General features: G+C 67.3%; 15 protein-coding genes. 14 read left to right on the forward strand and 1 reads right to left on the reverse strand.

Annotated elements, in window-relative coordinates:
* The first annotated feature begins 41 nt into the window (after positions 1-41).
* A complete protein-coding gene (locus tag NOF53_RS02360) occupies positions 42-1,163 on the forward strand; it encodes a lipase family protein (protein WP_255965349.1) in 1,122 nt (373 codons plus the stop codon).
* 9 nt (positions 1,164-1,172) lie between these two features.
* On the opposite strand, the gene NOF53_RS02365 is transcribed toward NOF53_RS02360, so the two are convergent.
* The gene (locus NOF53_RS02365; protein WP_255965350.1) at positions 1,173-2,264 is read right to left on the reverse strand and encodes an NAD(P)-binding domain-containing protein; all 1,092 of its coding nucleotides are present in this window, start codon (positions 2,262-2,264) and stop codon (positions 1,173-1,175) included.
* A gap of 143 nt (positions 2,265-2,407) precedes the next feature.
* Here NOF53_RS02365 and NOF53_RS02370 point away from each other — a divergent pair, with 143 nt between their 5' ends.
* The 13 genes from NOF53_RS02370 to NOF53_RS02430 all read left to right on the forward strand — a co-directional run bounded on the left by NOF53_RS02370 (position 2,408) and on the right by NOF53_RS02430 (position 16,847).
* Complete coding sequence (locus tag NOF53_RS02370) at positions 2,408-3,139, forward strand: enoyl-CoA hydratase (protein ID WP_255965351.1); 732 nt, start codon at positions 2,408-2,410, stop codon at positions 3,137-3,139.
* 44 nt (positions 3,140-3,183) lie between these two features.
* Positions 3,184-4,299 (forward strand): MBL fold metallo-hydrolase, encoded by a 1,116-nt coding sequence (locus tag NOF53_RS02375; protein WP_255965352.1) that lies wholly within the window; start codon positions 3,184-3,186, stop codon positions 4,297-4,299.
* 113 nt (positions 4,300-4,412) lie between these two features.
* The gene (locus tag NOF53_RS02380; RefSeq protein WP_255965353.1) at positions 4,413-6,863 is read left to right on the forward strand and encodes an HAD-IC family P-type ATPase; all 2,451 of its coding nucleotides are present in this window, start codon (positions 4,413-4,415) and stop codon (positions 6,861-6,863) included.
* Between the two features lie 154 nt (positions 6,864-7,017).
* Entirely contained in the window at positions 7,018-7,209 is a 192-nt protein-coding gene (locus tag NOF53_RS02385) for an antitoxin (RefSeq protein WP_255965354.1), read from the forward strand.
* A 106-nt stretch (positions 7,210-7,315) separates the two neighbouring features.
* Entirely contained in the window at positions 7,316-8,944 is a 1,629-nt protein-coding gene (locus NOF53_RS02390; protein WP_255965355.1) for a Na+/H+ antiporter, read from the forward strand.
* Positions 8,941-10,176: a lipase family protein gene (locus NOF53_RS02395; RefSeq protein WP_255965356.1), complete on the forward strand. Its 1,236-nt coding sequence runs from the start codon at positions 8,941-8,943 to the stop codon at positions 10,174-10,176. Before NOF53_RS02390 ends, NOF53_RS02395 begins: the two co-directional genes overlap by 4 nt.
* Positions 10,173-10,538 carry an MmcQ/YjbR family DNA-binding protein gene (locus NOF53_RS02400; RefSeq protein WP_255965357.1) on the forward strand — a complete coding sequence of 122 codons (366 nt, stop codon included), beginning with the start codon at positions 10,173-10,175 and terminating at the stop codon, positions 10,536-10,538. Before NOF53_RS02395 ends, NOF53_RS02400 begins: the two co-directional genes overlap by 4 nt.
* Positions 10,535-11,698, forward strand: coding sequence for a sensor histidine kinase (locus NOF53_RS02405; protein WP_255965358.1), 1,164 nt, complete (start codon positions 10,535-10,537; stop codon positions 11,696-11,698). The genes NOF53_RS02400 and NOF53_RS02405 overlap by 4 nt, the downstream gene beginning before the upstream one ends.
* Before the next feature lie 51 nt (positions 11,699-11,749).
* Positions 11,750-12,544, forward strand: coding sequence for a LytR/AlgR family response regulator transcription factor (locus tag NOF53_RS02410; RefSeq protein WP_255965359.1), 795 nt, complete (start codon positions 11,750-11,752; stop codon positions 12,542-12,544).
* Entirely contained in the window at positions 12,541-12,900 is a 360-nt protein-coding gene (locus NOF53_RS02415) for a hypothetical protein (protein WP_255965360.1), read from the forward strand. Before NOF53_RS02410 ends, NOF53_RS02415 begins: the two co-directional genes overlap by 4 nt.
* A gap of 7 nt (positions 12,901-12,907) precedes the next feature.
* Positions 12,908-14,665 (forward strand): sodium/solute symporter, encoded by a 1,758-nt coding sequence (locus tag NOF53_RS02420; RefSeq protein ID WP_255965361.1) that lies wholly within the window; start codon positions 12,908-12,910, stop codon positions 14,663-14,665.
* A 188-nt stretch (positions 14,666-14,853) separates the two neighbouring features.
* Positions 14,854-15,216 carry a DUF485 domain-containing protein gene (locus NOF53_RS02425; protein WP_255965362.1) on the forward strand — a complete coding sequence of 121 codons (363 nt, stop codon included), beginning with the start codon at positions 14,854-14,856 and terminating at the stop codon, positions 15,214-15,216.
* Complete coding sequence (locus NOF53_RS02430) at positions 15,213-16,847, forward strand: monocarboxylic acid transporter (protein WP_255965363.1); 1,635 nt, start codon at positions 15,213-15,215, stop codon at positions 16,845-16,847. The genes NOF53_RS02425 and NOF53_RS02430 overlap by 4 nt, the downstream gene beginning before the upstream one ends.

The raw sequence follows: 16,847 nt of genomic DNA on the forward strand, positions 1-16,847 counted from the left end.
ATTCACAGTACTGCCACCCCTGCGCGGGCTACCGTGGAGAGGTGCGGTGTTCGTGGCGCATTGTGGCGTTACTCGCACTGGTCAGCGTGCTGTGGGCGCCCACTGTCGGTGCGGTTCCTGTGCGCGCCGATTACCGCGCCGGGACGGTGATCGCATCCTCCGAGCTCCCGGCGGAACTCCGACTCCCCGGCGCCGGCGCCGGCTACCGCATGACCTACCTCACGACCGACCGGCACGGGATCACCGAGTGCACGGGAATGGTGTTCGTGCCACCGGGCCTCCCACCCGACGAGGGCTGGCCCGTAATTGCCTGGGCTCACGGCACGGTCGGCAACTCCGACTACGACGCTCCGTCCGTGACGGGCGTCGACAAGGAGTCGCGAGACTACGTCAGCAGCTGGTTGCGACTGGGCTACGCCGTCGCCGCGACGGACTACGTGGGGCTGGGCACGCCGGGGATACCGCCGTACCTCGACGGCAAGGTCGCCGGACGCAGCGTCGTGGACTCGGTCCGGGCGGCGAGGAAAGTCGACGACAGGCTGTCCTCGTCGTGGGTCACGGTGGGACTGTCACAGGGCGGACAGGCGTCGGTTTTCGCCGCCCATGCCGCCACCACCTACGCGCCCGAACTCGACTATCGCGGCGCCGTCGCGGGCGGTGTGCCCTCGAACATCGAGATGGTGGCTCCGTGGAGCGGTCCCTGGTTTCCACCGCAGGGGCTCGCGGGCCTGACGGTGTACATGTCGTATCTGATCGCCGGGTTCCGCGACGCCTACCCGGAACTCGACCTCGACAGTTACCTCACGGAATCCGGCAGGCGATTGGTCGATGCGGCGCCGGAGTTGCCGCTGCGCGAGTTCGCGAATCTGACGCGCAACGTCTCGGTGGCGCAGATGCTTTCCCGCGGACTGGACGTACCCGACCTGCAGTCGGCCCTGCGTGAATATCTCGAAGTTCCTGTCGTCGGGTACGACCGCCCGCTGCTGATCGTCCAGGGCGTCACGGACGCATCGGTACCGTTTCCCCTGACGGACAAACTGGCCGCAGACATGCGGCGCGCGGGGACCCGGCTGGACTACCGCACGTACTCGGGCGGTCATTTCGGCAGCATGTACCAGGCGGGACCGGAGCAGGCCGTGTTCGTGGCGGAATTGTTCAGGTAGCGGGATTGTTCAGGTAGCCGACTCCAGGTACCGGGTGAGTTCGCGCGCGGCGGCTTGCCCCGCACGATTGGCGCCGATGGTCGACGACGACGGCCCGTAACCGACCAGGTGGATCCGCGGATCGGCCGCTACCTGGGTGGCCAGCCGTCCGGTCATCTCGATGCCGCCGCCCGGTCCGCGGAGTCGCAGCGGGGCCAGATGGTCGAGCGAACTCCGAAAGCCCGTGCACCACAGGATCACGTCGGCGTCCTGCTCGCGCCCATCTGCCCAACGGACACCGGTGGCCGTGATCTCGCTGAACATCGGCAACCGCTCCAGCACCCCGCGTTCGCGGGCGGCGCGAATAGCGGGAGTCACCGGCAGACCGGTCACGGACACCACCGATCCCGGCGGGAGACCGCGGCGGACCCGATCCTCGACGAGGGCGACCGCGGCACGACCGATCTCGGGTGTGAACGGCTCGTCCCGGAACTCGGGCAGGCGGCGGGTGACCCACGTGGTGGTGGTGACCCGGGAGATCTCGTCCAGCAATTGCACCGCCGAGATGCCGCCGCCGACAACCAGCACGTGGCGTCCCGCGAACTGCTGCGCCGACGAGTAGTCCTTGGTGTGCACCTGCTGTCCGCCGAACAACTCGGCGCCCGGATAGCGCGGAATGAACGGGCGCTCCCAGGTGCCCGTGGCATTGACGAGTCCGCGTGCCGTGAAAGTGCCGGTGTCGGTCTCGATCCGCAACCGTTGGCCTCGGGCACACACCACACGCGTGTGCACGGGCCGGTGCACCGGCAATTCGAACTGCTTCTCGTACGTCGCGAAGTACTGAGGAACGGCGGTCGACGCCTGAACCTGGGCCGCCGCCGCATCGGCGACCTCGACACCCACCGCATCGGCGAAAGTGAGGCCGGGAAGATCGTGCACTCCGTTGACCGTGCTCAGGGTCAGTGACGGCCAGCGGTACTGCCAGGCGCCCCCGGGCCCGGCCGCATGGTCGAGAACTACGAACCCGGTCTCGGGCTCCACCCCGAACTTGCGCAGGTAGTAGGCGACGGACAACCCTGCCTGACCGGCCCCGATCACCACCACGTCGATGTCGCTACTCATGTTCGTCCTTACCTCCACCTAGACAACTATCCGACTGGCTCCTGTGTTCCGGCCGTCCCGGCGTGTGGTTGGCTGGCAGCGGTCCAGTCGGGTGGGCACGTCAGCAACGCAATGGACAGCAAGCACGAGGAAAGCGAGTGGACATGATCGGGACGAGTCGTGACGGCGACGTCTTCACCCTCGAATTACAACGCCCCGACCGCCGGAACGCCCTGAACACCGAGATTTGCGAGCGCCTGCGCGAGGAGATGGAGAAGTCCGTGACCGACGGCGGACGAGTGATCGTGCTCACCGGACAGGGCACCGCGTTCTGCGCGGGAGCCGATCTGTCGGGCGACGTGTACGCCGACGGGTTCACCGACACGCTGCTCGAGATGCTGCACACCATCGACTCGGTCCCCGTCCCGGTGATCGCCGCGATCAACGGTCCCGCCATCGGCGCAGGAAGCCAACTGGCCCTCGCCGCCGACCTGCGGGTGGTGGCCCCCGAAGCGCGTTTCGCCATCCCGGCTGCCAAGCTCGGTATCTCCGTCGACCGGTGGACCGTGCACCGGCTGGCGTCGCTGATCGGCGGCGGCCCGGCCCGCACCATCCTTCTCGGGGCCGAGGAGGTCGGTGCCGACGAGGCCCTCGCCCACGGTCTCGCCAACAAGCGTGGCGACCTCGCGGTCGCACAGCGCTGGGCGCACTCCATCGCCCGGCTTGCCCCGCTGTCGTTGCAGCACCTCAAGATGGTTCTCAACGACGACGGCACGCAGAGCCCGCCGCCGCCCGAGCAGCTCGCCGCACTCCATGCCGCGTGGAAGAGCTACGACGCCCACGAAGCACGGATGGCACGCGCGGAGAAGCGGCCCCCGGTGTTCCGGGGCCGATAGTCGGCCCCGGCACCTACCGCGCACTCGTGGTTACAGTTGTCGGGATGAACGCGAAACGCGCTGTGACCACTGTCCTGGCAACTGCCACACTCGGGTGGCTGACGAGGGCTGCGTGGGGACTGCCCGCGCAGATCGGGGCATCCCGCGCCAAGGTGCGTCCCTACGCCGCGGTGTCGCCGAGATACCGGGGCAAGCAGTTCCACAACTCCGATCCGGGCAGCACGATGCTGCCCGGATCGGAGACCGGAATTTTGAAGGCGCTCATCACCCGGGGTGCGGCGGGCCGACCGCGCAGGCCGATTCCCTTGGCCACGCCTCTCGCACCGGTCGAGGCAGCCGACGTCGCGGTCACCTGGTACGGCCATTCGAGCGTGCTCGTCGAGGTCGACGGCTACCGGGTGCTGGCCGATCCGGTGTGGAGTCGCCGGGTGTCGCCGTCGACGTTCCTCGGTCCGTCGCGTATGCATCCCACACCCGTGCCACTGTTAGACCTGCCTGCGGTGGACGCCATCGTCATCTCGCACGATCACTACGACCACCTCGACATGGCGACGGTGCGGGAACTCACCTCCAGCCAAAAGGCGCCGTTCGTCGTCCCGGTCGGGCTCGGCGCGCACCTGCGCCGGTGGCGGGTGCCGGAGGAGCGGATCGTCGAACTCGACTGGGACGAGGCGACCACGGTGGGTGCGCTCACGCTGACATGCACCGAAGCACGGCACTTCTCCGGTCGCGGGCTCGTCCGCAACACCACGCAGTGGGCGTCGTGGGTTCTCGCCGGCCCCGAGCGCAAGGTGTTCTTCGGTGGTGACAGCGGGTACACCCCGAGGTTCGCGGACCTCGGTCGCCGCTACGGGCCGTTCGATCTGACGCTGTTGCCGGTCGGCGCCTACGACCCGCGTTGGGCCGACATCCACATGAACCCGGAAGAGGCGGTGCAGACACACACCGACCTCGAACAGGGTGACGCCACCCGGGGGCTGCTGGTTCCCGTGCACTGGGCAACGTTCAATCTCGCCTTTCACGCGTGGTCCGAACCGATCGTCCGGCTCGTCGAGGCCGCGAAGGCCAGCGGCACGACGGTCGCCGTGCCCATGCCGGGCCAGCGCATCGACGTGGCCAAGCCGACTCCGCAGACGCCGTGGTGGATCACCCTCGGCTGATCTGTCGGACCGGGTGCCGGGTGCTCACTTCATCTCGTTCGGGAAGCTGTCCTGGATCGGGTCGATCGGCGGGGTGACCGCCCGTCGTCGCCTCGTTGCGTAGCCTTTGGATCATGGCGTACGACGAGACCGGTACGGACGGCATTGCAGTTCTCGCTGCGGACGGCTTGACCGCCGACCAGGTTGCGGAGCGGGTGGCCGCGGGCAAGACCAACGACGTGCCGGACCGCGCCAGCCGGTCGATTCGCGACATCGTGCGCGCCAACGTCTTCACGCGGATCAACGCGATCCTCGGCATTCTGCTCGGCATCGTCCTGGCGACGGGTTCGATCATCGACGGGATGTTCGGCCTGCTCATCATTGCGAACAGTGGCATCGGCATCATCCAGGAAGTGCGCGCCAAGCGGACTCTGGACAAACTCGCGATCGTCAGCCAGACCAAACCTGTGGTGCGCCGGGACGGGACAGCCGTGGCGATGGCACCCCGCGAGGTGGTGCTCGACGACCTCATCGAACTGGGGTCGGGCGACCAGATCGTCGTCGACGGTGTCGTGGTGGAGGCGAGCGCGCTCGACATCGACGAATCGCTGCTCACCGGTGAGGCCGACCCCGTGCACAAATCGGTCGGTGATCCGGTTCTGTCGGGGAGTTTCGTCGCTGCCGGCAGCGGCTGCTACCGCGCGACGAAGGTGGGCAGTGACGCCTACGCCGCGAAACTAGCGGAGGAGGCAAGCAAGTTCACGCTCGTGCACTCCGAGTTGCGCAGCGGGATCGACAAGATCCTGAAGTTCATCACCTACCTGATGATTCCGGCCGGGTTGCTCATCATCTACAACCAGTTGTTCTCGAGCGGCCAGTCGCTGCGACCGGCGTTGAACGGCATGGTGGCGGCACTGGTGCCGATGGTCCCTGAAGGACTGGTCCTGATGACGTCGATCGCGTTCGCGGTCGGCGTCGTACGGCTCGGACAGCGCCAGTGTCTCGTACAGGAGTTGCCCGCCATCGAAGGGCTCGCCCGGGTAGACGTGGTCTGCGCCGACAAGACCGGCACACTCACCGAGAACGGGATGCGCCTGTCCGAACTGCGTTGCGCCGAACCCGAAGACGCCGGGCCGGCAGGTGTTGCACTCGCCGCCATGGCGGCAGACGACCCACGCCCCAATGCGAGTGTCCTGGCGATCAGAGAGGCGTTCCCGGACAACCCCGGCTGGGGTGAAGCGACAGCGCAGGCACCGTTCTCGTCGGCGAAGAAGTGGAGCGGACAGTCTTACGGCTCCCATGGGAACTGGGTGCTCGGCGCACCGGACGTTCTCCTGGACCCGGGCAGCGTCATGGCTCGGCAGGCGGAGGATGCGGGTGCGTCGGGGCTGCGGGTGCTGCTGCTCGGCAGCTGCGACGTTCCGGTCGACCATCCGGCGGCGCCGGGTGTCGTCACGCCTCGCGCTCTGGTGATCCTGGAGCAGCGGGTGCGACCCGATGCGCGCGGCACCCTCGAGTACTTCGCGAGCCAGAACGTCACGGTGAAGGTGATTTCCGGGGACAACGCCGTGTCGGTCGGGGCCGTGGCCGGGTCGCTCGGCCTCCCCGGTGGTGAGCGACCCGTGGATGCACGCACCCTCCCGTCGGACCCCGAGAGCCTCGCCGACACACTCGAGGATTCCACCACCTTCGGCCGGGTACGGCCGGATCAGAAGCGGGAAATGGTGGCAGCGTTGCAATCTCGCGGCCACACGGTCGCGATGACGGGTGACGGGGTCAACGACGTTCTCGCGCTCAAGGACGCCGACATCGGGGTATCGATGGGATCGGGAAGCCCCGCGACACGGGCTGTGGCGCAGATCGTGCTGCTGGACAACAAGTTCGCCACGTTGCCGTACGTGGTCGGTGAGGGCCGCCGGGTGATCGGCAACATCGAACGCGTCTCCAATCTCTTCCTCACCAAGACCGTTTACTCGGTGCTACTGGCGTTCCTGATCGGCCTGACGGGCGCGCTGTCGCAAGTATTCGATTTCGAACCGGTGCCGTACCCCTTTCTGCCGAGGCACGTGACCATAGCCGCGTGGTTCACCATCGGCATTCCCGCGTTCATCCTCTCGCTCGCACCCAACAACGAACGTGCCCGCTCCGGCTTCGTGCCGCGGGTCATGCGGCTGGCGGTGCCGTCGGGCGTGATCATCGGCGTCACGACGTTCATTTCGTATCTCCTGGTCTATGCCGGGCCCGAGCAGACCCAGACACAGAAGGTGCAGGCGGGCACATCGGCACTGATCACCCTCATCATGATCGCGTTGTGGGTGCTCGCGGTCGTCGCCCGCCCGTACGTGTGGTGGAAACTGGTACTGATCTTCGGGTCGGTCGCGGCATACCTCGTCCTGTTCGCACTCCCGTTCACGCGGACGTTCTTCGAGCTCGACCCCACCAATGTGGCTGCCACGACGTCGGCGCTCGCGTGCGGTCTCGTCGGCGTGGTTCTCGTCGAGGTGGCGTGGTGGGTGACGGGGCGCTTGCACGGAGAGCATCGACGACTCTTCGCACCACCGGAAGATCTGCCGGGCCGCCAGTGAGGGCGGCGGCTCGAGGACCAGCGAGAGTGCCCGAGCACCGGGCCTGATACCGGGACCGTTGGCGTCGGCGGCTCGATGCTGTGAGACTGGTTGCGCTGCGAGTGTTCGATCTCGCGCAGAGGCTAGGTGCGCAAGCACCGGAGGAGGAAGAACGATGAGTTTTGCCGACACACTGAAGGGCCTGCTGGGCAAGGGAAAGGCCGCGGCATCACAGAACGCGGACAAGGTTCACGGCGCCATCGACAAGGCCGCCGACATCGCGGACAGCAAGACCGGCCGCAAGTACAGCGACAAGATCGACAAGGCTGCCGACGCCGCGAAGAAGGCCGTTCCTCCCAAGGAATGACCATCCTTCCCGTCTAGTTCGTGTGGGCCCCGGTTCTCGAGCCGGGGCCCACACGCGTCTGCGGTCATGAGCCGCGATCTCGGGGCGGGCACGGCACAATCGAAGTGTGAACGGCGTCCTCGTGCTCCTCGTCATCATCGCGGCCATCGCTGTGACGAGTCTCGCCAAGCGCCGGGATCTGCAGCCACCACTGGTTCTGGTGACGATCGGCGCGATCGCCTCCTTCATCCCTGGCCTACCGCGCCTCGAGCTCGACCCGGAAGCCATCCTCGGAGTTGTGCTGCCGCCGCTCCTGTATTCGGCGGCCCTCAAGTTTTCGGTGGCCACCTTCCGCCGTCACCTCGGGCCCATCCTCCGGCTCGGCATCTTCACAGTGCTGGCCACGGCTTTTGCCGTCGCCTTCTTCGCCTCGTGGTTGTCGCCGGAGCTGACGCTGGGAGCAGCCCTGGTGCTCGGAGCCGTGGTCGCGCCGACGGACGCGGTCAGCGCTGTCGCTGTCGGCCGCAGGCTCGGGTTGCCGAATCGGGTGATCGCCATACTCACCGGTGAGGGCCTGGTGAACGATGCCACCGCCCTGACACTGTTCGCCGTGGCCGTCTCGGCCGTGGTCGGGACGGATGTTCCGGTTCACCCGGTGCTGTTCTTCGTCTACGAGGTGGTCGGTGGAGTGGTGGTCGGGCTGGTCCTCGCGAAGATCGTGGAGTGGGTCCGCCGACGCATGTACGACTCGCCGCTGGAAACGGTGCTGGGGCTGATGCTTCCCTTCGCGGCGTACCTCGCCGCCGGGCAACTGCACGCCTCCGGCGTCCTCGCGGTGGTCACGGCTGGATTTCTGATGGGCCACAAGGCAACCGACGCGTCGGTGTCCACCCGCATCCAGGAGCGGTCCCTGTGGGAGAGCGTGGACCTCGTACTCGAGATGTTCGTATTCGCCTACATGGGCTTGCAGCTCAAGTTCGTGATCGGCGACGTCCGCGACAACGGGTTGCCGGTGCACCACATCTTCTTCTACGGCTTCGCAGTCCTCTTCGTCGTGATGGCGGTGCGACCGGCGTGGATATTGCTGCACCGGCTTCGCCGCCGCGTCGGTCTGGTGGTGCGGACGCCGGGCAACACCGTGGAACTGGGCTGGCGCGAAAGCCTCGTGGTGTCGTGGGCCGGTATGCGCGGGGTGGTCACGATCGCCGCCGCGGCCGGTATCCCCATGACGCTCGCGAGCGGAGCGCCTTTCCCGGGCCGCGAAGTGATCCAGGCCATCGCCTTCGTGGTCGCGGTGGGAACCCTGCTCATCCAGGGCGCCACGATGCCGCTGCTGATCCGAGTACTCGATCTTGCCGACCCCCTCGAACGTCAGCGGGAAGAGGAACAGGTGAAGCACGCGCGCACCATCTCACGCGAGGCGGGGGACCGGTTCCTCGACGGATTCGCCGAGCATCCGCCCTCAGGGGTCGACCCCGCAGAAGTGACCGACATTCTGACACGGGTACGCCGATCGATGCGGGCACGGTCGCAAGCCGAAGAGGCGGAAGAGCCCGGTGCGAAGGCGCGGGCCGGCGTGGTCTTCGACGACATCCGGCGGGCAGCGCTGCGGGCGCAGCGGCAGGCGCTGATCGATGCCCGCGATACAGGCACCCTCGATGACGAGGTGATGCGTACCGTATTGGAAAGCCTCGACGTGGAAGAGGCTGCAGCGGAAGAGCGGGTCCGAAGGCGTCGAGAATGGGGTGCGCGATGACAGGTCCGTCGAGACGGCGTCCGGGATGGTCCGTTCTACTCGCCCTTACCGGTGTCGTGGCGCTGACTGCGTGCGGGGCGGACGCGTCCGCCCCGTCCCCTCCTCCCGCAGCGACCTCCAGCCCGCAATTCCCGCCTGCTCCCACGGGAACCGAGCGCGGCGCGCTGACCTCGCAGAATCCGGTGGCCGCCATCGACGAGGCGATCACGAATCTGGGGGCGACGGCCACTCGTGTGCTCTACCGGTCGACGTCCGGTGTCGACGGAGCCGGCACCGAAGTGGTGGGCACCGTGTTCACACCGGCAGGACCCGCTCCCGAGGGCGGTTGGCCGGTAGTCACGGTGGGGCACGGCACCACTGGAGTCACCGACGACTGTGCACCCTCGGCGTCACCGACGCTGTCGGGCACGACCGGACTCGTCGCGCCGCTTCTGCAGGCGGGGTATGTGGTGACTGTCAGTGACTATCAAGGCCTCGGCACCGACGGCCCGCACCCCTACCTCGAACCCGTCACCGCGGCCTACAACCTCATCGACGCTGTCCGAGCAGCTCGCAACGTGGTGCCCACTGCGTCGACGCGCTGGGCTGCGGTGGGGATCTCGCAGGGTGGTCAGGCGTCGTGGGCGGCAGCCGAACATGCGGACGACTACGGGGACGGGCTCGAGTTTTTCGGGTCGGCGAACCTGTCGCCCGCGGCTGATCTGTCGGCCATCATGGACGACGGCACCGCTGCCCCGTTGTCGTTGCCGCAGAAAATGTTCCTGCCGTATCTCCTGGAGGGCCTTTCGGTGCTGCATCCGGAACTCGATCCGGCCGACTACATGCGCGGCGTGCTCGCCGACAACCCCGAGGTCACGCTGTCGTGCGTCACGGCGAGGTTGTCCGAGAAGTGGACCGTGGCAACCCAGCTCACCCCGGCCGACACGGGACCGCGCACCGCAGCCGCCGCCGAACGGATGAACGGCTGGCTCGAGGACACCGCGCTGCCTCGCGAGCGTGCCGAGGGACCGATGCTCGTTGTGGTCGGCGAACGTGACAATCTCATTCTGCCGCAATGGACTTCGGAAGCCGTCGACAAAGCGTGCGAACAGGGTGATGTGATCGAGTTCGAATCCCGACCGGGCGAGGGACACGCCGACGGACGGGCCGTGCCCGGTGCGGTGCAGTGGATCGCCGACCGCTTCGCCGGTGTACCGGCGCCGAATACCTGTGGCGAAGGCGGGACGCCGTGAGCGAGTCTCTGATCGAGCGGCTGCGAGCGCTGTGCCTGGCATTGCCTGAAGCCACCGAACGCGTCAGTCACGGGGAACCGGCGTGGTTCGTCCGCCGGTCACCCCAGTTCGCGACCCTCGCAGACCATCACCACGACGACCGCATGTCATTCTGGGCCGCCGCTCCCGCTGGCGCGCAGCAGGATTGGGTTCGGCGCAACGAGGAACGATTCTTCGTGCCGCCCTACGTCGGCGGTCGAGGATGGGTGGGTGTGTACCTCGACGTGCCGCAGGATTGGCGGGACATCGCGGACATCGTCGAGGAGGCATACCGCACTGTGGCTCCGAAAACTCTGATCGCTCGACTGGACGCCGGAGAATGAGCGGTCGTGGTCTGTTCCACTGGTTGCGGGCGAGACAAGAGCTGACCACACCCACCGAACGAGCAGTCCATACCACCCTGCACACGGCGTCGCTGGCGGCCGGATCGTTGCGGCGGGGACTCGACGAGACCTCGGCGGAGGAGGCGGCACCCCATTTGCGCCGACTCACCGGCGCCCCGGCCCTCGCGATCTTCGATGCCGCCGGGCAGCTCCTCGCCTGGAACGGCCCGCACGAGGCAGTGGCGGAACAACTTCACGATGCCGCGCGCCGGGCCGTCGACGGTGAGCGCCGGGTGCTCGTCGCCTACGGGGGACTGGTCCGCAGCGCCGGTGACCACGGGGTGCGGGCGCTCATCGCGCAGCCGCTGCTCATCGAGGCCACCGGCGTGGTTGGAGTACTCGGTGTCGTCACTACCCAAGACCCGGGTCCAGGCATGCTGGGCGCCGTCACGGAGGTGGCCCGGTATGCGTGCAGTCAGATCGAGCTCGCCGACCTCGATGCGTCCCGGGCCAGCCTCGACCGCGCCGAGGTGCGTGCCCTGCGCGCGCAGATCAGCCCGCACTTCATCTACAACGCGTTGAACACGGTCGCGTCGTTCGTGCGCACCGATCCGGACCGGGCGAGGGAACTGATCCTCGAGTTCGCCGATTTCACGAGGTATTCGTTCCGGTCGGCGGGGGAGTACACGCTACTGGCGGACGAACTGCGCAACATCGACCGGTACCTCACCCTCGAGCGCGCCCGATTCGGTGACGCGCTGAACGTGAAACTGCAGGTGGCCCCCGAGGTCCTGAACGTGGTGCTGCCCTTCCTCGCGCTCCAACCGCTCGTGGAGAACGCGGTGCGCCACGGAATTTCCGGCAAACCCGAGGGCGGAACCGTCAGCATCGTCGCCGCCGACGAGGGTACGGACTGCGTGATCAGCGTCGAGGACGACGGGATCGGGATGGACCCCGAACTGCTGCGGTCGGGGTCGCTCGACGCCGTCGCCGAGTCGTCCGGGATGAAGGAGACGGCACACGTCGGGCTCGCCAACGTCGACGACCGGCTGCGCGCCGCATTCGGCAACGACTACGGGCTGGTGGTGGAGACCGCGCCGGGAGCTGGCACCAAGGTGAGCATGCGCGTTCCCAAGTTTCGGCAGGGGATTCGCCCGTGAACCGGTGGGGTCCGTGCGAAAATTGCTTCCGTTGTGAACGACACTGACGACATGGCCCTCCGAGCGTCCGGTACCGACGCGCCGCTCACCGTGCTGGCCGTCGATGACGAAAAACCCGCCCTCGACGAGCTGGCGTTCCTGCTGCGCGCCCAGGACGCGGTCGGGGAGATCCGCACCGCAGGTGAGGCCACGACGGCGCTGCGCATCCTGCGGGACGGTGAGATCGACGCCGTGTTCCTCGACATCAACATGCCGGGCCTCGACGGTCTCGAACTGGCTGGAATCCTGTCGAACTTCGCGTCGCCGCCGCCGGTCGTGTTCGTCACCGCACACGACGACCGCGCTGTCGACGCTTTCGACCTCGGTGCCGTCGACTACTTGCTCAAACCGTTGCGCGAGGAACGTCTGGCCGAGTCGGTGCGGCGGATCGTCGAGGGCCGCCGGCGGCATGAACCACAGGCCGCGACCGCTGCGGTGTCGGACGAGGTGATTCCCGTCGAACTCGGCGGTGTCACCACTCTGGTCCACCGGTCGTCGGTCGAGTGGGTGGAGGCCGACGGCGACTACGCACGACTGCATACCGCCGATCGTTCACATCTCGTGCGCATTCCGATCTCCGCGCTGGAGACGCGCTGGGCCGATGCCGGTTTCCTCCGCGTGCACCGTTCCTACCTGGTGTCGCTGCCGTTGGTGACGGGAATTCGCACCGTCGGCAACGGCCTCGTCGTCTGTCTACGCCAGCACGGCGACCTCCCGCCCGTCGAATTGCCGGTCAGTCGACGGCACACGCGAATGCTCAAGGATCGTCTGGTCCGCGCGCCGAAGCAGTCGTGGACCGCGCGATGAGCTCGCCCGAACGCGTCCGGGTGGTGCTGGCGCAGCGCCGAGGTGCCCGCATCGTCCGTACCCGTGTCGAGGTTCAGGAGCAGACCGCGGTCGGGGACGCCATGATTCGCGGGCTCGTCCGAGCCCAGCTGTGGCTCGCGGTCCGGCTTGCCGTCCTCGCGGCAGGTGTGCTGTGTGCGGTGCCGGTTGTCTTGTTGTCGTTCCCCGCGGTGTCGGAGGCGTCCGTGCTGGGAATTCGCCTGCCCTGGGTGGTGCTCGGCGCCCTGGTGTATCCGGTACTCCTCACCACCGGGTGGGTCTACATCAGGCAGGCCGAACGCAACGAGCAGGAATTCACCGACCTGGTAGACGACTGAGCACGCCGTGACCGCCGACCAACCGATTCCCTGGCTCACATTGGCCGGTCTGGCCGCGGCAGCCGTCGCCACCGTGGCCATCGGGATCTACGGCGTGCGGTTGGCCCGCACCACCTCCGACTTCCTGGTCGCCTCGCGCAGCGTCGGTCCCCGCTGGAACGCCGCGGCCATCTCCGGTGAATATCTTTCGGCAGCATCGTTTCTCGGAGTTGCCGGGCTCATCGCCAAGTACGGTGCGGACGCGCTGTGGTACCCGATCGGGTTCACGGCCGGCTATTTGGGCCTGCTGCTGTTCGTCGCAGCGCCGCTGCGGAGGTCCGGGGCCTACACGGTGCCCGACTTCGCCGAATTCCGGCTCGGCTCGGCACGGGTGCGGACCCTCGCGATGGTCGTCGTCGCCGTCGTCTGCGCGCTGTACCTCGTCCCGCAGTTCCAGGGGGCCGGCCTCACCCTGAACATCCTCCTCGGTGTCCCCAGCTGGGTCGGAGCGGCGGTCGTCGGGGTCATCGTCATCGCCAACGTGGTGGGCGGAGGCATGCGGTCCATCACCTTCGTGCAGGCGTTCCAGTACTGGCTGAAACTGACCGCTGTCGCGATCCCGGCACTGGTGTTGTCGGTGTACTTCTTCGCCGACTCCCACCAGTTGGGTGCACCCGCACCGCCCACCGTCGACGAGCAGACCACAGTCGACATCACCACCGACGTCGTCGTGCAGGTTTCGGCTCCCGTCACGGTCGGGGGGTCGGGGACGATCGACGGAGTGTCGAACGCGGAGGCCGTCCAGCTCGCACCGGGTGAACACCATCTCGGCGAAGGCACCTCGATGATCCTCGAGGCGGGGTCGCCCGTGCCCGTCGTCGCGGGCGCACCGGCTGACAACTCCGACTGGATCACGCCTGGATGGGGTTTCGGGGGAGGGCATCCGACGTACCAGGTGTACTCGCTGATCATCGCGACCTTCCTCGGCACGCTCGGGCTTCCACACGTCCTGGTCCGGTTCTACACCAACCCCGACGGACGAGCGGCGCGGCTGACGTCCCTCGCCGTCGTCGGACTGCTCGGGGTGTTCTATCTTTTCCCGACCCTGCTCGGCGTGTTCGCGCGGCTGTACGTGCCACAGCTGCTGATCACCGGCACATCCGACGCCGCAGTGCTGCTGCTCCCCGGCTCGGTGTTCTCGGGCTGGGGCGGTCAGCTACTGGCTGCGCTCGTCGCCGCCGGCGCGATCGCCGCGTTCCTGTCCACGTCGTCCGGACTGCTCGTCAGCATCGCGGGGGTCCTCAGCACCGACGTGCTGCGCGGACGGGTCCGCGACTTCCGGATCGCCGCGATCCTCGCCGGGGTCGCGCCGCTCGCGCTGTCGCTGGCGGTGACATCGCTCGACCTGTCCCGAACTGTCGGACTGGTCTTCGCTGTCGCAGCGTCGACGCTGTGCCCGTTGCTGATCCTCGGCATCTGGTGGCGTGGACTCACCGCAGCCGGGGCCGGCGCCGGAATGACGGCCGGTGGACTCGTCGCCGGTACCGCCGCAGCTGTCGTCGTGCTCGGCGGCGTTCCCGACGACGTCGCCCACGGCTGGCCCGCCGCGATGGTCGCCTATCCCGCAGCGGTCAGCGTGCCGCTGGCTTTCACCACGATGGTGCTGGTCAGCAAGATGACCCAACGGCAGATCCCCGCTGACCTCGGCCGCATCTTCACGCGGATGCACTCCCCCGAACGGCTCGGCGTCGGCTCCGACCGGGAGAGGGAGCTCCGCTCCCCGTGAGTGCTTGACGAGTCTCTGCACTCCTCGAGCACGCACGGGTGGCGGAGCCGCTTGTCGCGGTCGGGTGACCGTTCGGCGCACACTCCGACAGCTCGGCGTGTGACTGCAGACACAGTCTGTTGTTGTGACTCACCTCTCATTAGCGTCGACCTTCAGTTCACATCATGCGTGCGACCAAGGAGTCAGCAGTGACCACAGCCGATATCAGCGAGGGAGCGTCGCAAGAGCGCCGCGCCCCTGATGCGCAAGCCTTCCTCGACATGCAGGCGAGCCCCGAGTTCCAGGAGCTGCGGCACCGCCTCCGTAGGTTCGTCTTCCCCATGACGGCGTTCTTCCTCGCCTGGTATGCGGCATATGTACTCCTGGCCACCTATGCGTCCGAGTTCATGGCAACCAAGGTGCTCGGCAACATCAACCTCGGCATCATCCTCGGCCTCGGGCAGTTCGTGACCACGTTCGCGATCACCGCCCTGTACGTGCGGTTCGCCAACCGGGAACTCGATCCCCGTTCCGCCGCCATCCGTGAAGAGCTGGAAGGACCCGTCAAGTGATCACCACGCTCGCGGCCGGTACCGACGTCGGCAACCCGCTCCTCAACATCGCAATCTTCGCGGCCTTCGTCGTGATCACGATGACCATCGTGATTCGCGCGAGCCGCACCACCAAGAAGGCCTCGGACTTCTACACCGGAGGCGGTCAGTTCTCCGGACCGCAGAACGGGTTCGCCATCGCCGGCGACTATCTGTCGGCAGCGTCGTTCCTCGGTATCGCCGGAGCCATCGCGGTGTACGGGTACGACGGCTTCCTGTACTCGGTGGGCTTCCTCGTCGCCTGGCTGGTGGCTCTGCTGCTGGTCGCCGAACTCCTCCGCAATACCGGCCGGTTCACGATGGCGGATGTGTTGAGCTTCCGGCTGAAGCAGCGCCCGGTGCGGATGGCGGCAGCACTCTCCACGCTGGTCGTGTCGCTGTTCTATCTGCTTGCGCAGATGGCGGGAGCCGGCGGACTCGTCGCGCTGCTGCTCAACATCGACGGCAAGGTAGGCCAGGCCATCGTCGTCGCCGTGGTCGGTGCGCTGATGATCGTCTACGTTCTCGTCGGCGGCATGAAGGGCACCACCTACGTGCAGATGGTCAAGGCTGTGCTGCTCGTCCTCGGTGCCGGTGTCATGTTCTTCCTCGTCCTGTTCGCGGTGCGCGGCAACTTCTCGCAACTGCTGGCCGACGCCCAGGCCACGGCCGCCGGTTCCACCAACGAGGCGATCGCCGGCCGCGACCTGCTCAGTCCCGGCGCCAAGTACGGCATCAGCTCGATGAGCAAGCTCGACTTCATCTCGCTCGGTATTGCACTGGTTCTGGGTACCGCAGGCCTGCCGCACGTGCTGATGCGGTTCTACACGGTTCCCACCGCCAAGGAAGCTCGCCGCTCGGTCACCTGGGCGATCGGACTGATCGGCGCGTTCTACCTGTTCACGTTGGTCCTCGGTTACGGCGCCGCCAAGATGGTCGGACCGGACGCCATCCTCGCCGCACCCGGCGGTGAGAACGCGGCCGCGCCTCTGCTCGCGTTCGAACTGGGCGGCACCATCTTCCTCGCCATCATCTCCGCGGTGGCGTTCGCGACGATCCTCGCGGTGGTGGCGGGTCTGGCGATTACGGCTTCGGCATCGTTCGCCCACGACATCTACGCCAGCGTGATCAAGCGCGGTAACGCGTCCGAAGAGTCGCAGGTGCGGGTCTCGCGCATCACCGTCGTCGTGATCGGCATCGTGTCGATCGTCCTCGGCATTCTCGCGATGGGTCAGAACATCGCGTTCCTGGTGGCGCTTGCATTCGCCGTCGCCGCTTCGGCCAACCTGCCGACGCTGCTGTACTCGTTGTTCTGGAAGAAGTTCAACACCACCGGTGCGTTGTTCAGCATCTACGGCGGACTTATCAGCTGCCTCGTGCTGATCGTCTTCTCCCCGGCGGTGTCCGGCAAGAAGTCGTCGATGTTCCCGGGCGCCGACTTCGACCTGTTCCCGCTGGCCAACCCCGGCATCGTGTCCATTCCGCTCGCGTTCCTGCTGGGTATCGTCGGCACCTACGTCGGTCGCAGCAGGGCGGAGGATCCCGCCAAGCAGGCGGAGATGGAGGTTCGTTCCCTCACCGGTGTCGGCGTGGAGAAGGCTGTCTCGCACTGA

The organism is Rhodococcus tibetensis (genome assembly GCF_024438035.1).
GTDB classification, from domain to species: domain Bacteria; phylum Actinomycetota; class Actinomycetes; order Mycobacteriales; family Mycobacteriaceae; genus Rhodococcus_F; species Rhodococcus_F tibetensis.

Excerpts from the sequence above, each read along its gene's own strand:
- NOF53_RS02395 (WP_255965356.1), top strand. The coding sequence starts at position 8,941 with ATGACAGGTCCGTCGAGACGGCGTCCGGGATGGTCCGTTCTACTCGCC.
- NOF53_RS02410 (WP_255965359.1), top strand. The coding sequence starts at position 11,750 with ATGGCCCTCCGAGCGTCCGGTACCGACGCGCCGCTCACCGTGCTGGCC.
- NOF53_RS02375 (WP_255965352.1), top strand. The coding sequence starts at position 3,184 with ATGAACGCGAAACGCGCTGTGACCACTGTCCTGGCAACTGCCACACTC.
- NOF53_RS02365 (WP_255965350.1), bottom strand. The coding sequence starts at position 2,264 with ATGAGTAGCGACATCGACGTGGTGGTGATCGGGGCCGGTCAGGCAGGG.
- NOF53_RS02380 (WP_255965353.1), top strand. The coding sequence starts at position 4,413 with ATGGCGTACGACGAGACCGGTACGGACGGCATTGCAGTTCTCGCTGCG.
- NOF53_RS02405 (WP_255965358.1), top strand. The coding sequence starts at position 10,535 with ATGAGCGGTCGTGGTCTGTTCCACTGGTTGCGGGCGAGACAAGAGCTG.
- NOF53_RS02415 (WP_255965360.1), top strand. The coding sequence starts at position 12,541 with ATGAGCTCGCCCGAACGCGTCCGGGTGGTGCTGGCGCAGCGCCGAGGT.
- NOF53_RS02385 (WP_255965354.1), top strand. The coding sequence starts at position 7,018 with ATGAGTTTTGCCGACACACTGAAGGGCCTGCTGGGCAAGGGAAAGGCC.
- NOF53_RS02370 (WP_255965351.1), top strand. The coding sequence starts at position 2,408 with ATGATCGGGACGAGTCGTGACGGCGACGTCTTCACCCTCGAATTACAA.